Below are 24,721 nucleotides of genomic sequence, written 5' to 3'. Positions count from 1 at the left end.
ATATGAGAAAGATAGTAGTATTTATGACATTGATAGTTTCAATATTTACTTATTCTGAAAATGGAATCTTAAGTTTTGAAAAAGAAGAAACAAATAGAAGATATGAAATAAAGAAATTTATAATCGATAATAGTTTTAATAACTACGGAAGATTTGTAGCAGATATAAAAGATGCAGATATTGTTTTAGAGTATATAGAATTATCTAAGCAAAATTTAAAAGGGAATGATTTTATACTAATATTTCCAGATGTTGATATATTAGATGGAAAAATTGAAAACTTATCAAAAAATGCAAATAGAGTATATGTATATTTACTAGAAAAAGAAAGTAAAGCATTTAAAATGCAAAATAGATCTTATGAAAAGTATAAAGAAAAAGAAAGTTTTAAAAAGTTAAATAATAATGTAAAACTGATAGAAGTTAGTGCAACTGATAGACAATTAAAAGATGCATATATAAATACATATCTATTAAGTTTAAATCAAAATGGCTTATACAAAGATTTAGGGATAATTGTGGGAAATGGAGAAATAGATGAATAGATTCAATAAAGAAGAATTAAAAAGATGGCTTAAAAGATCTTTTAAAAAGAAAATAAGTATAAATGACAAAACGATAATAGCATTCTTAATGGCTGGATTTATGGGAATGAGTTCGGTGAGTTTTGGGTGGGAGTATATATCGTCTAATTCAGCTGGTTCAACTGGGAAATTATATGCAGGTTGGGGTGGAACAAAATTAGCAGATTATAACTTTGCAAATAAGAGTGTAGGGTTAGGAGATGAAATTAGTATTTCATCAGAAGGTAGAGCAGTTGCAATAGGTCAAAAAGCTAAAGTTAAAGGTAGTCAAGGTGTAGCAGTAGGAAGTAATTCTACAGCTTGGAACCAAGCAACTGCTATAGGAAATGATGTTTATGCAATAGGAAATTCATCAATTGCAATAGGAAATGATGATATAAAAACTAAATATACGGATAATTTAAATAAAAATACTGTATATAAGTTATTTGCAGATGATCCAAATAACCTTAATGGCACTTATCTAGGTGGTGTAAAAAATAAAAATGAATTTAAAAGTCTCTATGTAGAAAACCCTAATAGACCTGATGTATTAAATTATTCTCCAACTTATGCAAGAGGTCAAGGAGCTATAGCCATAGGATCTAGAACAGCCGCTTATGGAGATGGTGCAACTGGTATTGGAACATTATCATTTGCATTAGCAGATAGATCAACAGCTGTTGGACTTAGAACATATGTTGATTTTGATGCAGCTGGAGCAACGGCTATAGGAGAGCAAACAAGTGTTTTTGCAGATAACACATTAGCTATAGGTAATAAAGCTCAAGCTACATCTGTAGGATCATTATCTATAGGTCAACAAGCAATAGCAGCGGGAGAAGGATCAGTATCTATTGGTCAAAATGTTTTAACTAATGCTATGTTAACAAACGAAGAAAGAGGTAAATTTATAAATAGGCTAAATAAATATGCCTTAAAAATTCATAACATTGAAGAAATTATTTCAAATACTTCATCTATAACTGTAGGAAACAATACTTTAACAGATGCTAATAATAATCCATTGATTATAGCAGGAAATCCTGATTCTCAAGGTAATCCAGAAAAAAAAGTTGAAAAAATGATAAACGAAATTATAGCAGGTAAGGAGATGGAAGGAGCTCTAGATTTTAAGAAAGTAGAAAAAAGCAACAAACCTGATAATAATAAACCATATTTGACATTTAAAGGTGAAAATGGAGAATCTATTGAGGTAAAAAAAGCTGTAAATAAAGGAAAACTTTCAACATCTATAGGGTATTATGTATACAATAATGGAAGTAACTCATTTGCAGGAGGTACTGCAACAGCTGTTGAAGGAGATAACTCGGTAGGTATTGGGTCATTAGCTTATGTAAGTAAAGAAGCTCCAAACGCTGTAGCAATTGGGGTTGGAGCAGCAGTTTTATCTGAAAACTCAGTTTCAATTGGTACAGGAAGTACGGTTTATGGAGCAGGATCTGTTTCACTTGGTATAGGTAATAGAGTTGGTGGAAATGATAGTGATGGTGTTAAAGCAACAAATTTAATAGCTTTAGGATACGGAGTTACTGTACAAAAAAGTTCTTCTATAGGTATAGGTAGTGGATCTACAGTTTCTAATATAAGAGGGATAGCTATAGGGAATGACTCTAGAGTTACAATGGATAATTCAATAGCATTAGGATATAAATCTATAACAGATTATGGTGAAGAAAATTTAAGACATCCTGGATGGGTTGCTAATGGATCTTACTCAATTCCTGCGTCTTCACAAGTAGGGGTTATTTCTGTTGGGCAAAAAGGATTAGAGCGTAGAATAACTAACTTAGCTTCAGGATATTTAGATTCAGATGCTGTAACAGTTTCACAGCTTAAAACATTACAAGATAGATTAGATACAGAAATAGGTTCTGAAGGACAATCTATTAGCTTTATTTCGATAAATAAAAGTTCTGGGTCAGAAGCTGCAAGTGTTTTAGCTGTTGCACAAAAACAAAGTAACTATGATAAATATATTGATTTAAAACAAAAACAAATAAAAATTGAGGCAAGATTTAAAGCTGGAGAAAATATAGATCAAAGTTCTATAACACCATTGTATAGAAAAGTCCAAGAATTAGAATCATTAGCATATATATCAGGTAATGAAACTTTAAATAAATTAAGAAAAGTATATACAGATATAAAAGATGGTGTATACGGAGAAGGAAATAATTTTAAAAATGAAGATATGAGTAATGCTGTAACTGAAGCAGTTGGGCATGCTCGATTTACAAAAACAGATGATGAAAATAATTTATTAACTACAACAAACTATAAAAATGATGGAGCTACAGGTAAGGATGCTATTGCTATAGGGTATAAGGCAAAATCAGAAGGGAATTCATCTATAGCAATAGGAAAACAAGCACAAGTTGGTGGTAAATACTATAAAAATAGCAGCCTCCCTGCAGGTACAGATAAAGGTCAATTAGATCATTCTGATAACATTTTAATTCCTGAAAATGTACAGTCTTCAATAGCTATAGGAGCTGGAGTAAATGCATTAAACCAACAATCTACAGCAATAGGTAATGATACAGATGTTATTGGAGAAGGAGCAATTGCAATAGGGTCTGATGATGCTAATGGATATAATAATAAGGTAACTAATAAAACTGTATATGATAATTATTATAAAATAGAAGGTGACAGTGAATTTAAAAACAGTAATGGATATGTAAGAACTCGTGCTAAAGGAAATGGATCGGTAGCAATAGGTGCACACGCAGTTGCTTCGAATAATGGGTCACTAGCATTAGGGGTTAGTTCAATTTCTGGTGGAGCTGAAGCAGTAGCAATAGGGGTAAACTCTCTTGCTAGTGGACAAGAATCATTTGCAGGTGCAAAAGAAGCAAGAGCAGCAGGAGGTCAGTCAATTGCTATAGGACACTACGCTTCAACTGGTAAAGGGGATACATCTCACGTAACAGGTGGTACTGATAATGAATCAGGACAATTTTCTGTTGCAATAGGATCACACGTTGCAGTTACAGGACAAAAATCTGTATATATTGGTAAGAGAGGTGAAAATGGTAGAAACTATCAAAGTTCAGCTATAGCATCAGATGAGGCTGTTGGGTTAGGATATGATAACCAAATAGGTAGTGTTTCAAATGGAGCAGTAGCTATTGGTAGACATATTACAATAGCTGATAGTAATTCAGATGCTATAGTAATAGGGACACACAACAATGAAAAAACAGCTGGTAAAAATGGTGTTGCTATAGGTCTAAATACAAATGCAGGAGAATCTGCAGTAGCAATAGGAGAAAGTGCAGAAGCTGTAGCTGGTACAGTAGCAATAGGTAAAGCGTCAGTTGCTAAAAATGGTGTTAGTGCATATAAACAAAAAGATGGAACATATATTAACCCAGGTTTTAATCAAAGTGTAAATAATTTCTATAGTTTTGAAAATAATGATGCTAAAGATATATCAAAGGCAAAAGTATGGGTTCCAACAGGTGGAGAATTCTCAGTTGGTAATGAAGATGAAAATATAACAAGAAGAATAACAAATGTAGCAGCAGGTCGTAATGACACTGATGCTGTTAACGTTGCACAATTAAAGAAAGTTACTGGAAATGCAATTCTTAAATTTAAAGGGGATGAAAACACAGAAAGTCTTAATTTAAAAAATGATACATTATCAGTGGTTGGAGCAGGAGCGGGATATACTACGACAGGAGAATCTGCTATTACTAAGAAAAGAATAACAACAATAGCAAAAAATAATACTATAGAAATTTCATTTGATGAGACTGGTTTAGCTAAAAGTTCAGAATTAAATGATTTAAGTAAAAAAGTGGAATCTAATACTACAAATATAACAAAAAATGCTGAGAATATAACAAATAATACAACTAATATAACAAATAACGCAGGTAATATACATAAAAATACAACAGATATAACTAATTTGATAGATAAAGTTAATGCACAAAAAATAAAATACTTCTCTGTAAAAGCAACTGACCCATTAGAATCAGAAAAAGATAAGAAAAATTCAGATAATGAAGGTGCTGAAGCAGCAGGATCAATAGCTGTAGGTAAAGGAGCAAAAGTTGCTATTAAGAAAAAAGAAAAAGTAAGTAGTCCTACTGAAGGAAATGCAGTTGATGCAACAAATACAACAGAACAAGAAGTAGCAGTTAGCTCTGATGATTCAATAGCGATAGGAACAGATTCATTTGTTGCAGGAAAAGATTCAATAGCATTAGGACACAGTTCAAAAGTTACGAGTAAGAATGCTATAGCACTTGGATTAAATTCAATTTCTGAAGAAGAAAATTCAATAGCAATAGGTAATGGAGCAAAATCTAAAGTAAATGGTGGAGTAGCTATAGGTTCAGGATCTATATCACAAAGAACAGAAAAATCTACAGGATATGATCCATTAACAAATAAAGTTAGTACAGAAACTGGATTAGCTTGGAAAGCAACATCTGGCGACTTTGCTATAGGCAGTGATAGTATTACAAGACAAATAACAGGAGTAGCAGCAGGATCGCAAGATACTGATGCTGTTAATGTCGCACAATTAAAGAGTCTAGCTAAAGCTGTAGGAGACACATCAAAAGATGGAACTGATGGAAGAAATGGAGAAAATGGACCAGCAGGAAAAGATGCCTTAAACGGAGTTAATGTAAATGATAAAGTAAATGCCTTAAGAAGAGGAGAAGCAGGACCAGTAGTATATACAAATGAGGCAGGAGAAAGACTAGTAATAGGGAAAGATGGTAAGTACTATAAACCGTCTGAATTAAAAGATAAAGTATATGTATCTACAGCAGGAAAAGAAGGATATTATGTAAAAAATGAACAAACAATGGAAGATACAGATGGTGATGGAATATATACTGTTAAAAACGGAGCAAATTTAACAGGTAAATTAGCAGAACAAACACCAGTAAGATTATCATTAGTAGCAGATAATGGAGAAACAACAACACCAGAAGTATTAGGAAATATTGGAAGTTCAATAGTTGATATGCCAGTTACAGATAATACAAATACAATAGCAAGTAAGTATAATAGTGCTAATGATAAAGAAAGTGCGATAACTTCAGCAAAAGAAGCATTAACTGGAAAAACAGGAATTCCAGATAAAAAAGGATTATTACAATTAAAAGATGGAGCAAATGGAACTGAAGACACACAAAAACTAAATTCAGCAGCAACAGTAAGAGATTTACAAGCAGTAGCAATATCAGGATTAGATTTTGCAGGTAATGATGGAGATACTAAAAAAGTTCATAGAGTACTAGGAGAAACATTAAAAATAACTGGAGAAGGAACAGTAGCAGGAACTACTACAGCTAAAGATAATATTAAAGTTGAAGCAAATAGCGCAAAAGATGGACTAGAAATAAAACTAGCGTCTAACTTAAAGAATATAGACTCATTAGAAAAGAAAACAAATACTAATACAACTAAGATATCATTGGGTGATGGAGAAGTAACATTTAGTAAAACAACACCAGCAGCAGGAGAAGCGAAAACAAACTCTGAAGTGAAAATAAAAGGAGTAGCAGCAGGAGATATTAAGGCTAATTCAGCAGATGCTATAAATGGAAAACAAATATATGATATAGAAAAAAATGTATTAGGATATCCAGAAAAAACAGGAAATTCTGGAGAATTAGAAAAACCAACATTCACAGCAGTAAATGGAAGTGGGAAAACAGCAGCGCCTACAACATTTAAAGGAGCTATAGATGATTTAACAATAGCTACAAATAAGGGATTAAAGGTAGGAGCAGATATAGATAAAACTTCTTCTAATACAGCAGTTGAAAATAATCCAGTAACAAATCAATTAGGATCAACAATAAAAGTAGTAAGAGCAAGTTCTACAATAACAGTTCCAGCTGCAGCAATAACACCAGCGACATTAGTAGGAACATATGCAGGAGATAACTTAGTAACAAAAGTTAGTCAAACAGATGGAAATACTAATATAGAAGTAGGATTTAAAGAAGTACCAAGATTTAAGGGACTTGAATTAAATAATGGAGAAAATAATGCACCAACAATAAAACTAACACCAGACGCAAAAGGAACATTGACACTATCAAAAGATCCAAAAGATACTACAGGAGAAGAAGAAAATAAAGATAAAGTAGTATTAAGAGGTTTAAAAGATGATAAAGCCAAAGATTCAGCAGTAACTAGAGGAGCTTTAGACGCGCTTAAAGATACATTAGGACTAAATGGTAATGATGGAGCAGCAGGAGCAGATGGCTCAAAAGGACCAGCAGGAAAAGATGGACTAGATGGAAAATCAATTCTAGATAAGGTACAAGCGCTAAGAGAAGGATCAGCAGGACCAGTAGTATATACAAATGAGGCAGGAGAAAGACTAGTAATAGGGAAAGATGGTAAGTACTATAAACCGTCTGAATTAAAAGATAAAGTATATGTATCTACAGCAGGAAAAGAAGGATATTATGTAAAAAATGAACAAACAATGGAAGATACAGATGGTGATGGAATATATACTGTTAAAAACGGAGCAAATTTAACAGGTAAATTAGCAGAACAAACACCAGTAAGATTATCATTAGTAGCAGATAATGGAGAAACAACAACACCAGAAGTATTAGGAAATATTGGAAGTTCAATAGTTGATATGCCAGTTACAGATAATACAAATACAATAGCAAGTAAGTATAATAACACTGCAGCAACAGGTAATGAAAAATCACCAAAAGAACAAGCAATAGAATTGGCTCAAAAAGCATTGAATGGTGATACTAATCCAAATAAAAAAGGACTATTACAATTAACTGATACAGAAGATACACAAAAATTAAATTCAGCAGCAACAGTAAGAGATTTACAAGCAGTAGCAATAGCAGGATTAGATTTTGAAGGGAATACATATAAAAATTCTACAGGCGTTCATAAGACTTTAGGACAAACACTAATAATTAAAGGTGAAGGAACAGATTTAGAAAAAACTATAGAAGATTCATTTACAAGTGCAGCAGGTAATATTAGAGTAGATTCAAATGGAACATATTTAAATATTAGATTATCAGATAAACTAAAAGATATTACAAGCCTATCAACTAAGACAGTAGATGGTAAGAAAGTTAAATTAACAGCAAGTGATATAAGTTTAAGAGATGTTAATAAAGAAACAACTCAAACAGCAGATGGAATAAGAATAACTGAAAATAAAGTAGAAAAAGTAGGTAATAAAAACTACAACTATACAGTTTCAGCAAAATATACATTAGATGGAGCAGTTATAGATAACTATGAAAATAAATCAAGTTTAACAGGAGATTCATTAGTAATAGAAAATTCTAATTCTGGTGATACAGGTAATAAGAATAAAGCAACATTAAATAGAGAAGGATTAGCATTAACAGATAACTTTGGAAAAGATAATTTACTAATAAGTGGAGCAAATGAAACAACAACATCACAAATCTTATTAAAATCAAGTAATGATGAAAATAAGGAAACAACAGATAGTATATTAATTAAAGCAGCTGGGAAATATAACGAAGAAGAACAAGGTGCTAAGATAGTACTAAATAATGGTACAAAATTAGATGGTACACCTAATGAAAGTATAACAATAAAATCAGGTACACTAAGTGAAACTCCAAGTATAGAATTCCATCATAATAATGGAAAAGTTATAGGACTAGAAGCAAGAAATATATTAAGTGAAAAATATGGTGTAGGAGAAAATGAAACAAGAGCAGCAACAGAATCTGCAGTAAAACATTTATCAGACCAAATAGGAACACCAAATTCAGATGGAAGAGATGGAAAAGACGGAACTAATGGTTCTGCAGGTTCAACTGGACCAACTGGAAAAGATGGATTAAATGGAAAAGATTTAACATCTAAGGTAAATGCTATAAGAAATGGTGAAGCTGGAATAGTAGTGTATACAGACCAAGAAGGAAATAGACTAGTAAAAGCAAATAATGGAAAATACTATAAAGCAGATGAAGTAGACGCTAAAGGAGATCCTTTAGAAGGTAAAGCAGCTGTAGAAAATATTAAAGCAACACTAGTAAATCCAGATGGAACAACTGAAAATCCAGTAGTAGAACTAGGTAATATTAAGAGTTCTTTAGGAACAGATATAGATCCTAAAAATCTTAAATCAGATATAGATTCTGTTAAAAATTCTGTTGAAACAAAATCAAAAGGTGTAATTAATACGTTATATGAAAAAATTAATAAAAAAGACTTAAATAAAGTTGTAACTGTAGGAGATCTACAAGCAGTAGCAGTAGCAGGACTTGATTTTGCAGGAAATGTAAATGGACCAACTCATAGAAAACTAGGAGAAACATTAAGTATTATAGGTGAAAATGGTGTAAGTTCATTTAATGATTACTCAACAGCAAATGTAGCAACAAAGGTATCAGAAGGTAAGATAGAAATAGGAATTAAAAAGACACCAGAATTTGAAGGATTAAAACTAAAAGAAAATAAAGGAACTACTACAGTAAACTTAACTCCAAGTAATGGGGTATTAACATTATCAAATGGTAATTCAACTAATCCAGTGCAATTAAAAGGAATAGCAGATGGTACTAAAGCTAATGATGCGGTAAACTTTAGTCAATTAGAAGCCTTAAAAGGGACTGTAAGTGGACAAAAAATAAAATACTTCTCAGTTAATGCAACTGATCCAGAAGCATCAGAATCAGATAAGAAAAATTCAGATAATAAGGGAGCACAAGCAGAAGGATCTATTGCTGTGGGTAAAGGTGCTAGAGTTATAAACAAGAAAAAAGAAACAGCAGGAGTTGTTGATGAAACTGGATCTGTATTAACACCAGAAACTAAAGTAGTAGCCCAAACAGACTCTAAAGATTCAATAGCAATAGGTACAGATTCAGAAGTATTTGGAGCTAATGCTATAGCAATAGGTAAAAATTCACAAGTATCAAAAGCAAAAGCTATTGCAATAGGATATTCTGCTGTATCTGAAGTAGAAGGTGGAATAGCTTTAGGGGATGAATCTGTTTCTAATAGATTAATTGAAAATTCTATTGGATATGATCCATTAACAAATGAAGCTAGTAAAGAAACAAAAGTTGCTTGGAAGGCAACAAAAGGTGCATTATCAATAGGAAATGATGGAACACAAACTAGACAAATAATTGGTGTAGCAGCAGGTTCTCAAGATACAGATGCAGTAAACGTTGCTCAATTAAAGAAATTAGCAAATGCAGTAGGAAATACTTCTAAAGATGGAAAAGATGGAAGAAATGGTACAAATGGTATTGCAGGGAAAGATGCCTTAAACGGAGTTAATGTAAATGATAAAGTAAATGCCTTAAGAAGAGGAGAAGCAGGGCCAGTAGTATATACAGATAAAGATGGAAATAGAGTAGTAAAAGGAAGAGATGGAAACTACTATAAACTAGAAGATATTAAGAATAAAATATATGTTGAACAAGGGGAAACAAAAGGATATTATGAACCAAATACAGCAGTATTTGAAGATAAAGATAATGATGGAGTATATAGTGTTAAACAAGGTCAACAATTAACTGGTGCAGCAGCGACTTCACTTACAACTGAAGAAACAGGTAAAATTAGATTATCATTAGTAGCAGATAATGGAGAAACAACAACACCAGAAGTATTAGGAAATATTGGAAGTTCAATAGTTGATATGCCAGTTACAGATAATACAAATACAATAGCAAGTAAGTATAATAACACTGCAGCAACAGGTAATGAAAAATCACCAAAAGAACAAGCAATAGAATTGGCTCAAAAAGCATTGAATGGTGATACTAATCCAAATAAAAAAGGACTATTACAATTAACTGATACAGAAGATACACAAAAATTAAATTCAGCATCGACATTAAGAGACTTACAAGCATTATCAATAGCAGGATTAGACTTTGAAGGGAATACATATAAAAATTCTACAGGCGTTCATAAGACTTTAGGACAAACACTAATAATTAAAGGTGAAGGAACAGATTTAGAAAAAACTATAGAAGATTCATTTACAAGTGCAGCAGGTAATATTAGAGTAGATTCAAATGGAACATATTTAAATATTAGATTATCAGATAAACTAAAAGATATTACAAGCCTATCAACTAAGACAGTAGATGGTAAGAAAGTTAAATTAACAGCAAGTGATATAAGTTTAAGAGATGTTAATAAAGAAACAACTCAAACAGCAGATGGAATAAGAATAACTGAAAATAAAGTAGAAAAAGTAGGTAATAAAAACTACAACTATACAGTTTCAGCAAAATATACATTAGATGGAGCAGTTATAGATAACTATGAAAATAAATCAAGTTTAACAGGAGATTCATTAGTAATAGAAAATTCTAATTCTGGTGATACAGGTAATAAGAATAAAGCAACATTAAATAGAGAAGGATTAGCATTAACAGATAACTTTGGAAAAGATAATTTACTAATAAGTGGAGCAAATGAAACAACAACATCACAAATCTTATTAAAATCAAGTAATGATGAAAATAAGGAAACAACAGATAGTATATTAATTAAAGCAGCTGGGAAATATAACGAAGAAGAACAAGGTGCTAAGATAGTACTAAATAATGGTACAAAATTAGATGGTACACCTAATGAAAGTATAACAATAAAATCAGGTACACTAAGTGAAACTCCAAGTATAGAATTCCATCATAATAATGGAAAAGTTATAGGACTAGAAGCAAGAAATATATTAAGTGAAAAATATGGTGTAGGAGAAAATGAAACAAGAGCAGCAACAGAATCTGCAGTAAAACATTTATCAGACCAAATAGGAACACCAAATTCAGATGGAAGAGATGGAAAAGACGGAACTAATGGTTCTGCAGGTTCAACTGGACCAACTGGAAAAGATGGATTAAATGGAAAAGATTTAACATCTAAGGTAAATGCTATAAGAAATGGTGAAGCTGGAATAGTAGTGTATACAGACCAAGAAGGAAATAGACTAGTAAAAGCAAATAATGGAAAATACTATAAAGCAGATGAAGTAGACGCTAAAGGAGATCCTTTAGAAGGTAAAGCAGCTGTAGAAAATATTAAAGCAACACTAGTAAATCCAGATGGAACAACTGAAAATCCAGTAGTAGAACTAGGTAATATTAAGAGTTCTTTAGGAACAGATATAGATCCTAAAAATCTTAAATCAGATATAGATTCTGTTAAAAATTCTGTTGAAACAAAATCAAAAGGTGTAATTAATACGTTATATGAAAAAATTAATAAAAAAGACTTAAATAAAGTTGTAACTGTAGGAGATCTACAAGCAGTAGCAGTAGCAGGACTTGATTTTGCAGGAAATGTAAATGGACCAACTCATAGAAAACTAGGAGAAACATTAAGTATTATAGGTGAAAATGGTGTAAGTTCATTTAATGATTATTCAACATCAAATGTAGCAACAAAGGTATCTAAAGGTAAGATAGAAATAGGAATTAAAAAGACACCAGAATTTGAAGGATTAAAACTAAAAGAAAATGGTGGGTCAACTACAATAAATCTAACTCCAAATAACGGAACATTAACATTATCAAAAACTCCAAAAGTTGGAGAAGATGATAAAGTAGTACTAGAAGGATTAAAACCAGGAACTACTCCTGATTCAGCAGTAACTAAAGGGCAATTAGATGAATTAGCTAAAAATTCTGGAGACTCATCTAAAGATGGAGAAGATGGAAGAAATGGTGAAAAAGGAGCAGCAGGAAAAGATGGCTTAAACGGAGTTAATGTAAATGATAAAGTAAACGCATTAAGAAGAGGAGAAGCAGGACCAGTAGTATATACTGATAATTCTGGGAATAGAGTAGTAAAAGCAAATGATGGCAATTTCTATACACCAGAAAAAGTTACAAAAACAGGTGAAGTTATAGTAACTGTTGGTAATGAAAAATATGCAAAAGTTGGAAATGAATATTACAAAGTTAATGATGATAGAACTTTAGGGGAAAAAGTTGAAAAATCTAATGTAGAAATAGGATATAATAAGGCTCAAAAACCTACTATAGTAACTGATGTAAGATTGTCATTAGTAGCTCAAGATGGAGAAACAACTAATCCAGAAGTGTTAGGAAATGTTGGAAGTGCTTTAGGAACAGATAAATTTATCTCAAAAAATCTATCATCAGGAATAGGTTCAAAAATAAGTGTAGGAGAAACAAAGGCTAAAAAAGTAGCAGAGGAGTTAAATAAATTAAATGAGGATAAAATACTAGATAGTGCAGCAACAATAAGAGATTTACAAGCACTATCAGCAGCAGGACTTGATTTTGCAGGAAATGTAAATGGACCAACTCATAGAAAATTAGGAAAAACACTAACAATTATAGGTAAAGAAGGTGTAAATTCATTTGATGATTACACAACAGCAAATGTAGCAACACAAGTAACAGAAGGTAAGATAGAAATAGGGATTAAACAAAAACCTGAATTTAAAGAAATAACAGTTAAAGATATAGCGAAAGACGGTAAGACATTAACATTATCACCAGATAAAGTAGAACTTGAAAAAGTAGAAAAAAATGATGCTGGACAAATAATAAGTAAAACAACAATATCAACAGAAGTAGATGGAACAACAATAACTAAGGCTAATGTTGATGCAAATGGCACAGTAACACCAATAGAAACAGCAGAATATAAATTAGGTGGAACAACATTAAAAGATAAAGATGGAAATAAAGCCACATTAACAGCGAAAGATTTAACGTTTGGAGATCCTAATGCTACTGGAAAAAATTCTGATAAAAAATCAACAAAAATAGATAAATCAGGAATAACTGTAAATGGAACAGATGGCACATCTAAAATAAGTATAACAGCAGGAACAGATGGCAATTCTCCAACAATAGATTTTGCTAAGAATGGAATAAATGGCACTGGAATAATAACAGGATTAAAAGATCTTGATGCTAATGCAGATGGATCATCAGCAGTTAATAAGAACTATGTTGATAATATTGCTAAAAAACTAGGAGATACATCTAATGATAAAACAGATGGAAGAAATGGTGAAAATGGACAAGATGGTAAAAAAGGAGCAGCAGGAAAAGATGGCTTAAACGGAGTTAATGTAAATGATAAAGTAAACGCATTAAGAAGAGGAGAAGCAGGACCAGTAGTATATACTGATAATTCTGGGAATAGAGTAGTAAAAGCAAATGATGGCAATTTCTATACACCAGAAAAAGTTACAAAAACAGGTGAAGTTATAGTAACTGTTGGTAATGAAAAATATGCAAAAGTTGGAAATGAATATTACAAAGTTAATGATGATAGAACTTTAGGGGAAAAAGTTGAAAAATCTAATGTAGAAATAGGATATAATAAGGCTCAAAAACCTACTATAGTAACTGATGTAAGATTGTCATTAGTAGCTCAAGATGGAGAAACAACTAATCCAGAAGTGTTAGGAAATGTTGGAAGTTCAATAGTTACTACACCAGTTAAACAAACTGATGGAACATTTAATAATGATTCTACAATAGCAAGTAAGTATAATAAGAAAACTGGAGAAGGAGAAAATCAAACAGATGATCTAGCATCTAGAGAAGCTATAACAGCAGCACAAGGTGCTATTACTGGGGAAAAGGGAATATTAAAACTAACTGATGCAAAAGATGAAGATAAACAAAAACTAAATTCAGTAGCAACAGTAAGAGATTTACAAGCATTATCAATAGCAGGATTAGACTTTGAAGGAAATTCTGGTGAAGTTCATAGAGTATTAGGAAGCAAATTAACTATTAAAGGTGAAGGAACTGTAGCAGAAAATACAGCAGCAAATAATATTAAAGTTGAAGCTAATAAGGCTAAAGAAGGACTTGAAATAAAACTAGCATCAAACTTAAAGAATATTACATCATTAGAAAATGCAAAGGTAACAAAAGATGCACAAGGTTCAATTACAAAAACTGAAACAACTAAAATATCTATAGGAGATGGAGAAGTAACATTTGGTAAGACATCAACACCATTAACAGGAGATGTAACAAATTCTAATGTTAAATTAAAAGGAATAGCAGATGGAGTAGATGCTAATGATGCAGTAAATAAAGGTCAATTAGATAAATTAGCTGATAAATTAGGAGATTCATCTAAAGACGGAGAAGATGGAAGAAATGGTACTGATGGTATTACAGGAAAAGATGGTTTAAATGGAGTTAATGTAAATGATAAAGTAAATGCATTAAGAAGAGGAGAATCAGGACCAGTAGTATATACAGATGCAAAAGGTAATAGAGTAGTAAAAGCTAATGACGGTAAGTTCTATGATAAATCAGTAGTAACAAAAGATGGAGACTTAATTGTTGAAAAAGATAATGTTAAATATGTAATTAAAGTTGGAGATACTAAAGATACTAAAGTATACAAATATAATGTAGATACTAATACAACGGGAGAAGAAAATAAGGAAACTGGAATTCCTACTAAAAATGTATTGATTGAAAAATCTAATGAACAAAATAATCTATCAAAAGCAAAAGAAGCTAAAGATATTAGATTGTCATTAGTAGACCAAGATGGAGAAACAACTAAACCAGAAGTACTAGGAAATGTAGCAGATGGTACAATTTCAAATGATTCAAAAGATGCAATAAATGGTAGTCAAATTAAAAAATTAGGGGATGCATTAGGATTAACTGTAACAAATAATGAATTTTCTAAGCCTATTTTTGAAGAATTAATAAAATCAAATGGTCAACAAAGTAAAGGACCAGAGAATTTATTAAATGCTGTTAACGAAAATAGAGCTAAATTAAATGAAGGATTTAATATTAGAGCAACAGAAGGAGATACAACCTCTACTCAATATTTAGGAAGTACAACAGTATTTAAAGAAGCAGACGGCGAATTAATTAAATCTACTGATAATGATGCAAGCATTAAGTATGTAGGAAATAACTTAGTTACTAGCTATAAATACGAAAATGGAACAGGACAAGTAGAAATAGGATTAAAAGAAAATCCAGAATTTAAAGAAGTTACTGTTCAAGATGGTTCTAAGTCGGTAACAATATCACCTAACAACATATCACTTGGTGATGGTACAACTAAGACAATAGAAATAACTAATGATAAGGCTGCTCCAAAAATAGAATTTGCAAAAGATCTTATTAATGATAAACCTTTAGGGGTAATAACTGGATTAAAAGATATAGATGAAGGTTCTAATGATGGAACACAAGCAGTTAATAAAAACTATGTTGATAAAAAGGTTAATAATATATCTAATGTAGTAGACGGAGCTAAAAAAGAATTAGCGGGTGGAATTGCAGGAGCTTATGCTGCAGCAGGAATACCTCAAGTAACTTATGACAAACTATTTGGTATAGGTGCTGGATTTGGATACTATAAAGGAGAATCAGCAATAGCGGTTGGAATTTCAGGTCAAAATAGAGGTAGAAATGTTGTATATAAAGCAAGTGTTTCACTTGGAACAAAATCTGAAGTTGGAGTTTCAGCAGGAGTTAATATATCATTAGGAGCAATAAAAGATGAAAAACAAGTAAGTAAAGATCTAATAAATAGATTAAACAAACTTGAGTCTGAAAATTCTGAATTAAGACAAATGGTTAGCCAAAATAGAAGATTACGTTATGTAATTGATAACTTTGTATTAGATAGTGCTAATATTACAAAGGCACAAATTGCTAAATTAAAAGAAATTGTTGAAGTAATAAACAAAGAATTTAAAGACAAAACTATAGTTATTATAGGTTACACAGATATTAGCTATAAAGAAGGGTATAACATGGATTTAGGTATGAAAAGAGCAAAAGCTGCTAGAAATGCTTTAATCAAGTTAGGAATATCTGATGATGTAAATATCGTATTAAAATCAGGTGGATACAATGAAATGGTTGAAGGTAATTACTCAAATCAAAGAAGAGTTGAAATCTTAATAAATGAATACGATAATATGAATAAATAACTAAAAAATAGAGTGGATTAAAATATCCCTCTATTTTTTTACCCTCTATTTTAAACAACTTTCTTTATGTTTTTGTAAAAACAAAATAATTTGAAAAATAAATGCAAAAATAATTGTTGACAAATAAACAAAAAAATATATAATATGTGCATAAGAAATGAAAGGGGAAATAAGTTTATGATTAGAGTAGTTAATTTAAAAAAAGAAGCGAAATATGTTGATGTCGAATTATGTGGTAAAGAAATAGAGTTTTTTGGTGAATTCATTTACGAAGATATGATAGAAAATGATTTAGATGTTGAAGAATTTATTTCTCAAGACGTATTAGAATTAGAAAAAAAATATGCTATGATTCCTTATTCAAAAAGAAAAAAATTAAGAAAAGAAGATATATGTGACCACATTATTACTTTAAGTAAAAATAAAAAAACAGGTTATGCATTTATGTATTCAAAGGTAAGCGATAATAGTTGCTATTTTTTATCGTATATTTGTGAAATCAACGAAAAGGGTGTAGTAAGCGTTGAAAAAATGGGAGGATTAGATGATATTAAACTTAATTTATCTGATTTAAGAAAATTAAAATTAAACAAAAGAGAGGATTTTGAAATCCTTGCATTCCCAGAATACTTTTCTAAATTTAAAGAAGAGAAAAAAGAACTTTATGAAGAAGTTCTTAGAACAATAAGTAGTACAGAACAAAATGATAAAAAAAGACTTTCATATATTAAAAACCTAAACTGGGAAGAATATGCTCCAGAAGAAAAAAGTAGAGAAGATATAATGGCGGCAAAAAAAATACTAGATGAAAGTCACTATGGTATGGAAGAATTAAAAACAAACATATTAAGATATATTGCAAGTAATAGCAACAAAAATATATGCTTAATTGGTGAACCTGGTGTTGGAAAGAGTTCTATAGTAGATTCTATAGGTAAAGCTTTAAATAGACCTGTATACACAATATCTTTAGGTGCTTGCAAAAATGCACTATATCTAAAAGGTTCTGACTCTACATACAAAGATTCACATCCAGGAGAAATATTAAATATATTCTTGAAATGCAACAAAAAAGCCCCTATAATATTATTAGATGAAATAGATAAAATAGATCAAGCTTGCATGGGAATAATATCAGAAATATTAGATCCTGTTCTAAATAAAAATTTCAGGGATGAGTTTTTAAATATACCTTATGATATTTCTAATGCCTTATTTATAGTAACAGGTAATAATAAGGATTTAATACCAGATTATTTAAAAAGCAGACTTGAAATAATAGATATTAAATCATACAGCCTTGATGAAAAAATAAATATAATTAAAAATTATGTTCTACCAAAACATTTAAAAAAAGCTAACCTGGATTCTAAAGTTGAAATAACTTTAGAAGCTATAGAACAAATTATTAAAAACTATTGTTTTGAATCAGGAATAAGAGAAGCCACTCAAAAAATAGAAACAATAATCAGTGATATTAAATTACAAAAAAAATTACATAATATTAATAGAAATATAATTGATGTGGATTATGTTTCTAAGGTTTTAGGTAAAGCTAAATATGAAAGCCCTAAAATCACTGATATAAATAAGCCAAAAAAAGCTAGTGTAGTTGGTATGTCTATAAGTTCTTCAAAAAAAGGCTGTGCTTCGGTTATGGAAGCAGTAATGTATAAAGGTAATGGCAGCCTAAAAGTTTCTGGGAATGTTGGTGAAGTTCTTAGAGAAAGCAATGCTGTGGCTATTTCATATATAAAATCAAAAGCAAAAGAGTTTGGAATTAATGAAAAAAATATTAAAGAAAATGATATACATATACACTTTAAAAATGCAGCAGCTAAAAAAGATGGGCCTTCTGGAGGTATAGCTATAACAACTCTTTTAATATCAATGTATAAAAATGTAGCTCTAAAACAAAATATTGCCATGACAGGTGAAATCTCTATAATTGGAGAAGTTTTAGCTGTAGGAGGAACAAACATTAAAATAGAAGGAAGCTACGAAAGTGGGATAAAAGAGTTTATAATTCCTTATGAAAATAGGGATGAAATAGAGCTAATAAGCCCAAAAATAAAAAAAGATATAAAAATACATTTAGTTAAAGACTTTATGCAAGTCTATAACTTAATGTTTGCAAAGGAGGGGAACATAGATGGATAGTACTAAAATAGATTTTGAAATATTTTCTGTCCCAGAATTAAGAGTAAATGTTGGCGATATAGCTAAAATGTATATGACAAAAATGGGTAGTGAGCTAATTATACAGGAAGTAAAAGTTAAGAAAAATATAAATGAAAAGTATGAATTAAAAAATAATGATATTTTAATACATAGATTTAATTTTTCTGTATATCTAGTTGAAAAAGGATATATAAATCAAGAAGAAAAACATTACCCTTTTAATAACTTCTATATATTAAGATTAAAAGAAATAAAGTATGCAAAATTAGTAAAGATATTACTAGAAATATTAGTAGATAAAGTAAAAAAAGAAAAAGAAGATCTTTCTATGAAAGTTTTATCAGAAATTATCAAAGAAAAACTTGCAGTGGTTTTAGATAAAATTGAAGACAAAAAAGTATTTTCTTTAGTTGAAGACTTAATACATAACTTTGAGAATGAGAAAGAAAACATAAAAAGATATCTAGAATCAAGAAATGAATATGTTAATAAAACGATAATTGAGGTGATGTTTGATGAGTAATGCAAAAAAAATATATAACGATATAGAAAAAGATTTCTTCTCCTTATATAATGCAACTAAAAAAGAACCTTTTAAAAATATCGCAAAAGAAAGACATTTAGAAGATTTAGATTTAGATATTTCTGAAGAAAATGAGGACATATTTGAGAGCTTTAATAAGTTAAATGATATTTTAAATGGGAAAAAATCAAAGTATTACAGCTTAGAATTTTTTAAAAATACCTTTTCTATGGATCCTTTTATTTATCATTGTAAAAGTATTTTAGATAGGTATAAGCCTAAAGAAATATATGTAGATATAAACTACATGGATGAGGATATATATAATCTTTTAAATAATGTGTTTTTTGCAATGTTTAATAGAACTAGAAAAGATGAATTTAGTGTTTATTCGTATTCATATTTTGGAACAAGTGAAAAAAATTATCCAATGGCTTTGTGGAATACAGCATATAAAATTGGAGAAAAAGATTTCAAATACGACTACTTAATAAGCGATAAGGCAGAAGTACTTAAAAAAATTAAATGGACTAAATTATGCACAATAATCTCAACTAAAGATAAAATAAAAGATTTTTTTGAAGAAGATGACTTTAAAAAAGTTATTGCCCTGCAAGAAGTTGAGGATAAAATAATTGTTAGTTTTAATTCAAAAAAAGCTAACAATGAGAGTATAGTATATAAAAAGCTAGATAATGATTTAAGGACTATTGATATAGAAGAATTGAAAAAAATAATTGATGGAAGTGAAATCATTAAAGGTTCTAATCCATATGAGATATATTTTGAAAATATAATGAAAAATAAAGAAAAGACTAATAAAAGTATAGATTTATTAAAAAGTGTATTAAATAAAAATAAGGATTGCAAATAGTGAAAGCTTTTTGCAATTTTTTGATAAATAAACAAAGTTTGACAATAAAAATATTAGCATGGTATAATTGTTTGCAATGTAAACTTTAGGGAGGGAGTATGAATTTAGAAGATAGCATGTTAAAGTCTTGGATATATTTAACTGGAGTAATAAGTAAGAATAAAATAACTAAAAATCTTACATATAATGAAAGTATAGTTTTACTTTTTGTGTATGATGAATATGAAAAAGGTGAAAAGGCAATTTCATTAAAGGATATTATAGATAAAACTAAGATAAACAAATCATTACTAAATAGAATAATTAAATCTTTAAAGAAAAAAAATCTTGTAGAAGATAAGAAAGTAGAAGGGGATGGTAGATTATCATATATAAGTTTAGTTGAAAATAATAAGGAGGACTTTTTAAAAGTACATAGAGAGTCAATAAGGATAATAAGAGAAATAATAGATATAATAGGATTGAAAAATGCGAAGTCTTTTGTTGAATCAATAGAGAAAATGCAGAAAAAAGGCTTTAGCTTAAATAAGGAGAAAAATGACAAAAAAATATAGTCTAATATTTTCATTTTGTTTATTAGCATCAGTGGCATTAGCAGAAGAAAATAAGAATGAAAGTAGATTAAAAGCTGAGGTAGAGTTTTCTACGAAAACTTCATTTGGTGTAGATGATATAGCGAATGAAATTTTTTATTTGCCAGAAGTTTTAAAATTAGTATTACCAAGTAAAACAGAAGATTATTCGTATAAAAATGGTAATACTGAAAATAGTGATACAAGTAGCAATACGGAAACAATATATAAACCTAAAATAGATGGAAGATTAAGAGATTTTTACTTAACACTTAAATATTTATCAACATCAGTAAAAATTCAAAGTAATCTAGATTTTAAATTAAGTAGTGATAAATTAGGATTAGCTATGTATGCTAATTTACAAAATAATAACTATAAATATGATGGAAGTAATAAATTTGATAAGATAAAATTAGGTGTAAGTAGTAAAAATAAGTATGTATATGGTGATATACATGGGTATTTAGAAGGAAACTCAATATACAAGTATAAAATAGATACAGTAGATAAAGAAAAAGAACTAGATAAAGAAAGTATAAGATATAATGTGACATTAGATCCTATACCGAAAGAAAGTATAAGACCAAAGCTAAATGTTAGTGGAGTAGATAGACATTTCATGATATCTCCTATAGCAGAATTTAAGAAAAATAACTTCTATTTTTCATTTTCACCTGGTATTAGATTAGGTGAAAGCAATGAAAATTTTGATTTAAGAAAAGAATTATTAGATTTAAAATATATTGCCCCAGGGTATAAGAAAGTGGAATACTTTAAAAACTGGGAAAGAAAAGATAATATAGTAAAGAAAGAAAAAATAACAATTGATGACTTAGAAAAGTTAAGTGAAGTTGATCTACAAAACGCAAAAGTTAGTGGATATGCAGGTACTAATGTACTTTTAAATAGACCTAGTGGATCTCTATATGGTAGGGGACCACATAAACTAATAATGCAAAATGTTTATAAAGAATTAAATGGTGAGAATAAGGATAAGTATAAGAGTATAAGAGTATTTACTAATATATTAGAAAAGTTTTCACTTGGAAATATAACAAAATTAATTTCTAATTTTCCTGGCAAATATATGGACGAGGGAGAAATCTTAATAAATAATGTAGCGAAAAGAGTATATGATGATTTAGGAATGTCATACGATAGAAAAGAATCAAGTATAGGGCTATGGAAAGAAGTAGATAATTTACCTAAAGAATTTTCAGATTTAACTTTAAGAGATTTTAAATTTAAAAAAGTATTAGATGCACTTCCAAAGGTTTCTGATGTAAATGACTTATACTCAGGTAATTTACCAGACCCTGTTCTATATAAAGATGGTGTTGCAATAACTAAAAGTAAAAAAAATCTAATTGATGATAAGAATGATAAAAACAAATATAAAAAAGAAGGTTATTATTTAGAAAATAAGTGGTTCTATATAGTGGATAGATCAAATGAATATTTGATGCCAATATATAAGAAATCTAGTTATTCAAAAATTGTGGATAGCATAGAAAAACTAACAAAAGAAAGTGAAGGTATATGGGATTATCTTGGGAAAGTACCAGCTATAACAAACTTAGTAAGTAATCTAGGTGGATTAAAAAAAGCATTAGAAAATCCATATGAGGATCAAACATTTAATTTGATTAGATCAATATACTTCCATAGAAGTGAAAAAGAAAGAAATGAAACTGAATTAGAGAAAAAGATAAAAATAGAGATAAAAGAGGTAGAAGATCTCGTTAGAAAAACAAGGGAAAATAATTTGATATATAATATAAAAATGGGGTATAACGGTAAAAACTTTGGTACAAATTTACAATTTTTATTAAATGATGGGTTTGATATATCTCATGAAAAATATAATTATTCAAAAAAATTAAATTCAGTAAATTTAGATTTAATAGGGCAAGTATTCATAAATAAAAAGCATCGTTTTGTATATGAAAACGACTTAGGCTATACATATTCATTTAATAAATTTGATAGAAAAGATAGAGATACGCACTTTGAATACTCAATGCACAGTTTTTTAGTAGACCAAAAAGCTTTATTTGATTTAAAATTAACTAAAAGAAATAGACTAGAACTAGGATTAAGACATTTAGGAGAATTTGATATAGTAAGTAATCCAAAAATAGTAATAAATGGTGAAAAATATTCTGAAGATGTTGCTGTAAGAGATAAAAATAATAATCCAATAGGACTAGACGGAAATTCAATAGATGTTAATAAAGAAACAGAATTAAATCTTGTAAATAAAGCAATTGCGTATAATAAAAAAAAGAAAATAGAAAAGAAACCAAGAGATGTAGATGCTAGCGATTATGTAAAAAAAGAGAAAAAAGAACCTAGTAAAAATACATTAACAAATGTATATAATATATTAGAACCTAATATAAAGCTTACTACAAGCTATGATGACAATTTTGTAATTACAAATGAAATAAAAACACCAATAGCATTTGAAAAAAATCGTTTTTCAGGATTTAATTTAGTATATAGAACAGGTGTAAGATATATATTAAATGATAAAGATGTAATAAATAGTATAAAAAACCTTAAAGTTAAATATAAGCATAGTGGGTATTTAACATTAACTTCTAAATTAGATGAACTATTTAAATATGGAGTAAACTTAGATGCTGACTTCATATCATTTAATGCAGATGGAGTAAATAACAAATTAAGTTATGATTTAAAATTAAATCCAATAGTATTAAATATACCTATAAAACCAATGATAGAACTTAAATATAAAGATAAACTGCATAGTGTAAAATTTGGTATATCTAGTAAAGAATCATTCTTCGGTATGCAAAAGCCAATTTATGTTACTGAAAACTATTTTAAAAAGGAAATTAAAGAACCAACACTATATATTCTAAAAAATAGAAATCAAAATGAAAATGGAGTAAATCCAGAATATGTAGTAATAAAAGAAATGTTAGATAAATATGACTTTAAACCTAGTGAAACTAAATATAATGCTACACCATTTTTTGACCTAGAAAAAGAAGATGGAAACTTCAAATATCACTTAAATTTAAGTGCTATAAGTTTTAATCAAAAAGAAAATGATGATAAGGAAGACCCAACGTTTAAGACTACAGTAGTTAGTGATGAAGACCTACAAGAGAAAATAAAAAAGAACAATTATCTTATTTCAAATTATAAGAAAAAAGATGAAATGGGAAGAGTATTTGAAATGGGAAGAGTATTTGTAGTTAAAAAGACAAAAGAGACTTTAGAAGAAAAACAAGAAAAAGAAATCAAAGGTAAAAAGCTAGTGTTAAAAAAATATGATTTAGATGCAGGATTTAACTATAGCAAAAAACTTGGATTTAATATTAAATCTAATTTAAAAATAGATTACACAACAACAAATATTACTGATAAAGTTGTAGATAAAACAACAACAACTAAAATAAAAACCCAAGAACTTTATGCATTAATTACAGACAAAGATAAAAAAATAAAAGAAAATGGAATAATTGGACTAGGAAAAACTAATAAACAAATACATGAGGAAGTACAAAAAATTTGGGAAGAAAAAGATATAAATAAAAAAAAGTATTATTGTAAGAATGATCTATGCTGGAGTCGTTTTTATAATATAAAAGAATTTCCAAAAGAAGAAGATAAGCCAAATATAAGTACTGAAATCACAAAAGAAGAAAAGATAATAGAAAATAAACTAACATCAAAAATACTTAATGTTAATTTGAATACAGACTTATCATATAAAATGAAGTTTACTGCAAATTCAAAATCTATTATAAATCTAGGTTTAGCACATAGATTGAATGTTAAAAGAACAAGTATAGGTAATATTTATTTAGAAAATAATAGATTGTACGGTAGTTCAAGATATGATATTAAAAATGAATTAGTTCCAAGTATAGGACTTTCAAGAAAAATATTAAAAGATATAACTATGGATTTAAAAGTAGAGGTTCCATTTAGATTAGCATATGATAATGAAAAAGAATCAAAGAAATTTAAAGTAATATTAGATTTAGGATATAACTTATAAAA

The 24,721-nt window shown here is 29.1% G+C and carries 7 protein-coding genes; all 7 read left to right on the top strand.

Going from position 1 to position 24,721, the window contains the following annotated elements:
- The first annotated feature begins 2 nt into the window (after positions 1 to 2).
- The 7 genes from OMES3154_RS05870 to OMES3154_RS05840 all read left to right on the top strand — a co-directional run bounded on the left by OMES3154_RS05870 (position 3) and on the right by OMES3154_RS05840 (position 24,719).
- Positions 3 to 545, top strand: coding sequence for a hypothetical protein (locus OMES3154_RS05870; protein ID WP_156683855.1), 543 nt, complete (start codon positions 3 to 5; stop codon positions 543 to 545).
- On the top strand, positions 538 to 16,530 hold the full coding sequence (locus tag OMES3154_RS05865; RefSeq protein WP_156683854.1) for an OmpA family protein: 15,993 nt from the start codon (positions 538 to 540) through the stop codon (positions 16,528 to 16,530). Before OMES3154_RS05870 ends, OMES3154_RS05865 begins: the two co-directional genes overlap by 8 nt.
- A 177-nt stretch (positions 16,531 to 16,707) precedes the next feature.
- Positions 16,708 to 18,690 (top strand): S16 family serine protease, encoded by a 1,983-nt coding sequence (locus OMES3154_RS05860; RefSeq protein WP_197271526.1) that lies wholly within the window; start codon positions 16,708 to 16,710, stop codon positions 18,688 to 18,690.
- Entirely contained in the window at positions 18,683 to 19,234 is a 552-nt protein-coding gene (locus tag OMES3154_RS05855) for a hypothetical protein (protein ID WP_156683852.1), read from the top strand. Before OMES3154_RS05860 ends, OMES3154_RS05855 begins: the two co-directional genes overlap by 8 nt.
- Complete coding sequence (locus tag OMES3154_RS05850) at positions 19,227 to 20,108, top strand: hypothetical protein (RefSeq protein ID WP_156683851.1); 882 nt, start codon at positions 19,227 to 19,229, stop codon at positions 20,106 to 20,108. Before OMES3154_RS05855 ends, OMES3154_RS05850 begins: the two co-directional genes overlap by 8 nt.
- A 98-nt stretch (positions 20,109 to 20,206) precedes the next feature.
- Positions 20,207 to 20,662, top strand: a complete 456-nt coding sequence (locus tag OMES3154_RS05845) for a MarR family transcriptional regulator (RefSeq protein WP_156683850.1) — start codon at positions 20,207 to 20,209, stop codon at positions 20,660 to 20,662.
- Positions 20,646 to 24,719: a hypothetical protein gene (locus OMES3154_RS05840; protein WP_156683849.1), complete on the top strand. Its 4,074-nt coding sequence runs from the start codon at positions 20,646 to 20,648 to the stop codon at positions 24,717 to 24,719. The genes OMES3154_RS05845 and OMES3154_RS05840 overlap by 17 nt, the downstream gene beginning before the upstream one ends.
- Positions 24,720 to 24,721 lie beyond the last annotated feature (2 nt).

This window comes from Oceanivirga miroungae (assembly GCF_902505095.1).
Taxonomy (GTDB): domain Bacteria; phylum Fusobacteriota; class Fusobacteriia; order Fusobacteriales; family Leptotrichiaceae; genus Oceanivirga; species Oceanivirga miroungae.
This window is presented reverse-complemented; position numbering and strand designations above follow the sequence as displayed.

Coding starts and splice junctions, on each gene's coding strand:
- OMES3154_RS05870 (WP_156683855.1), top strand. CDS start 3: ATGAGAAAGATAGTAGTATTTATGACATTGATAGTTTCAATATTTACT.
- OMES3154_RS05865 (WP_156683854.1), top strand. CDS start 538: ATGAATAGATTCAATAAAGAAGAATTAAAAAGATGGCTTAAAAGATCT.
- OMES3154_RS05860 (WP_197271526.1), top strand. CDS start 16,708: ATGATTAGAGTAGTTAATTTAAAAAAAGAAGCGAAATATGTTGATGTC.
- OMES3154_RS05855 (WP_156683852.1), top strand. CDS start 18,683: ATGGATAGTACTAAAATAGATTTTGAAATATTTTCTGTCCCAGAATTA.
- OMES3154_RS05850 (WP_156683851.1), top strand. CDS start 19,227: ATGAGTAATGCAAAAAAAATATATAACGATATAGAAAAAGATTTCTTC.
- OMES3154_RS05845 (WP_156683850.1), top strand. CDS start 20,207: ATGAATTTAGAAGATAGCATGTTAAAGTCTTGGATATATTTAACTGGA.
- OMES3154_RS05840 (WP_156683849.1), top strand. CDS start 20,646: ATGACAAAAAAATATAGTCTAATATTTTCATTTTGTTTATTAGCATCA.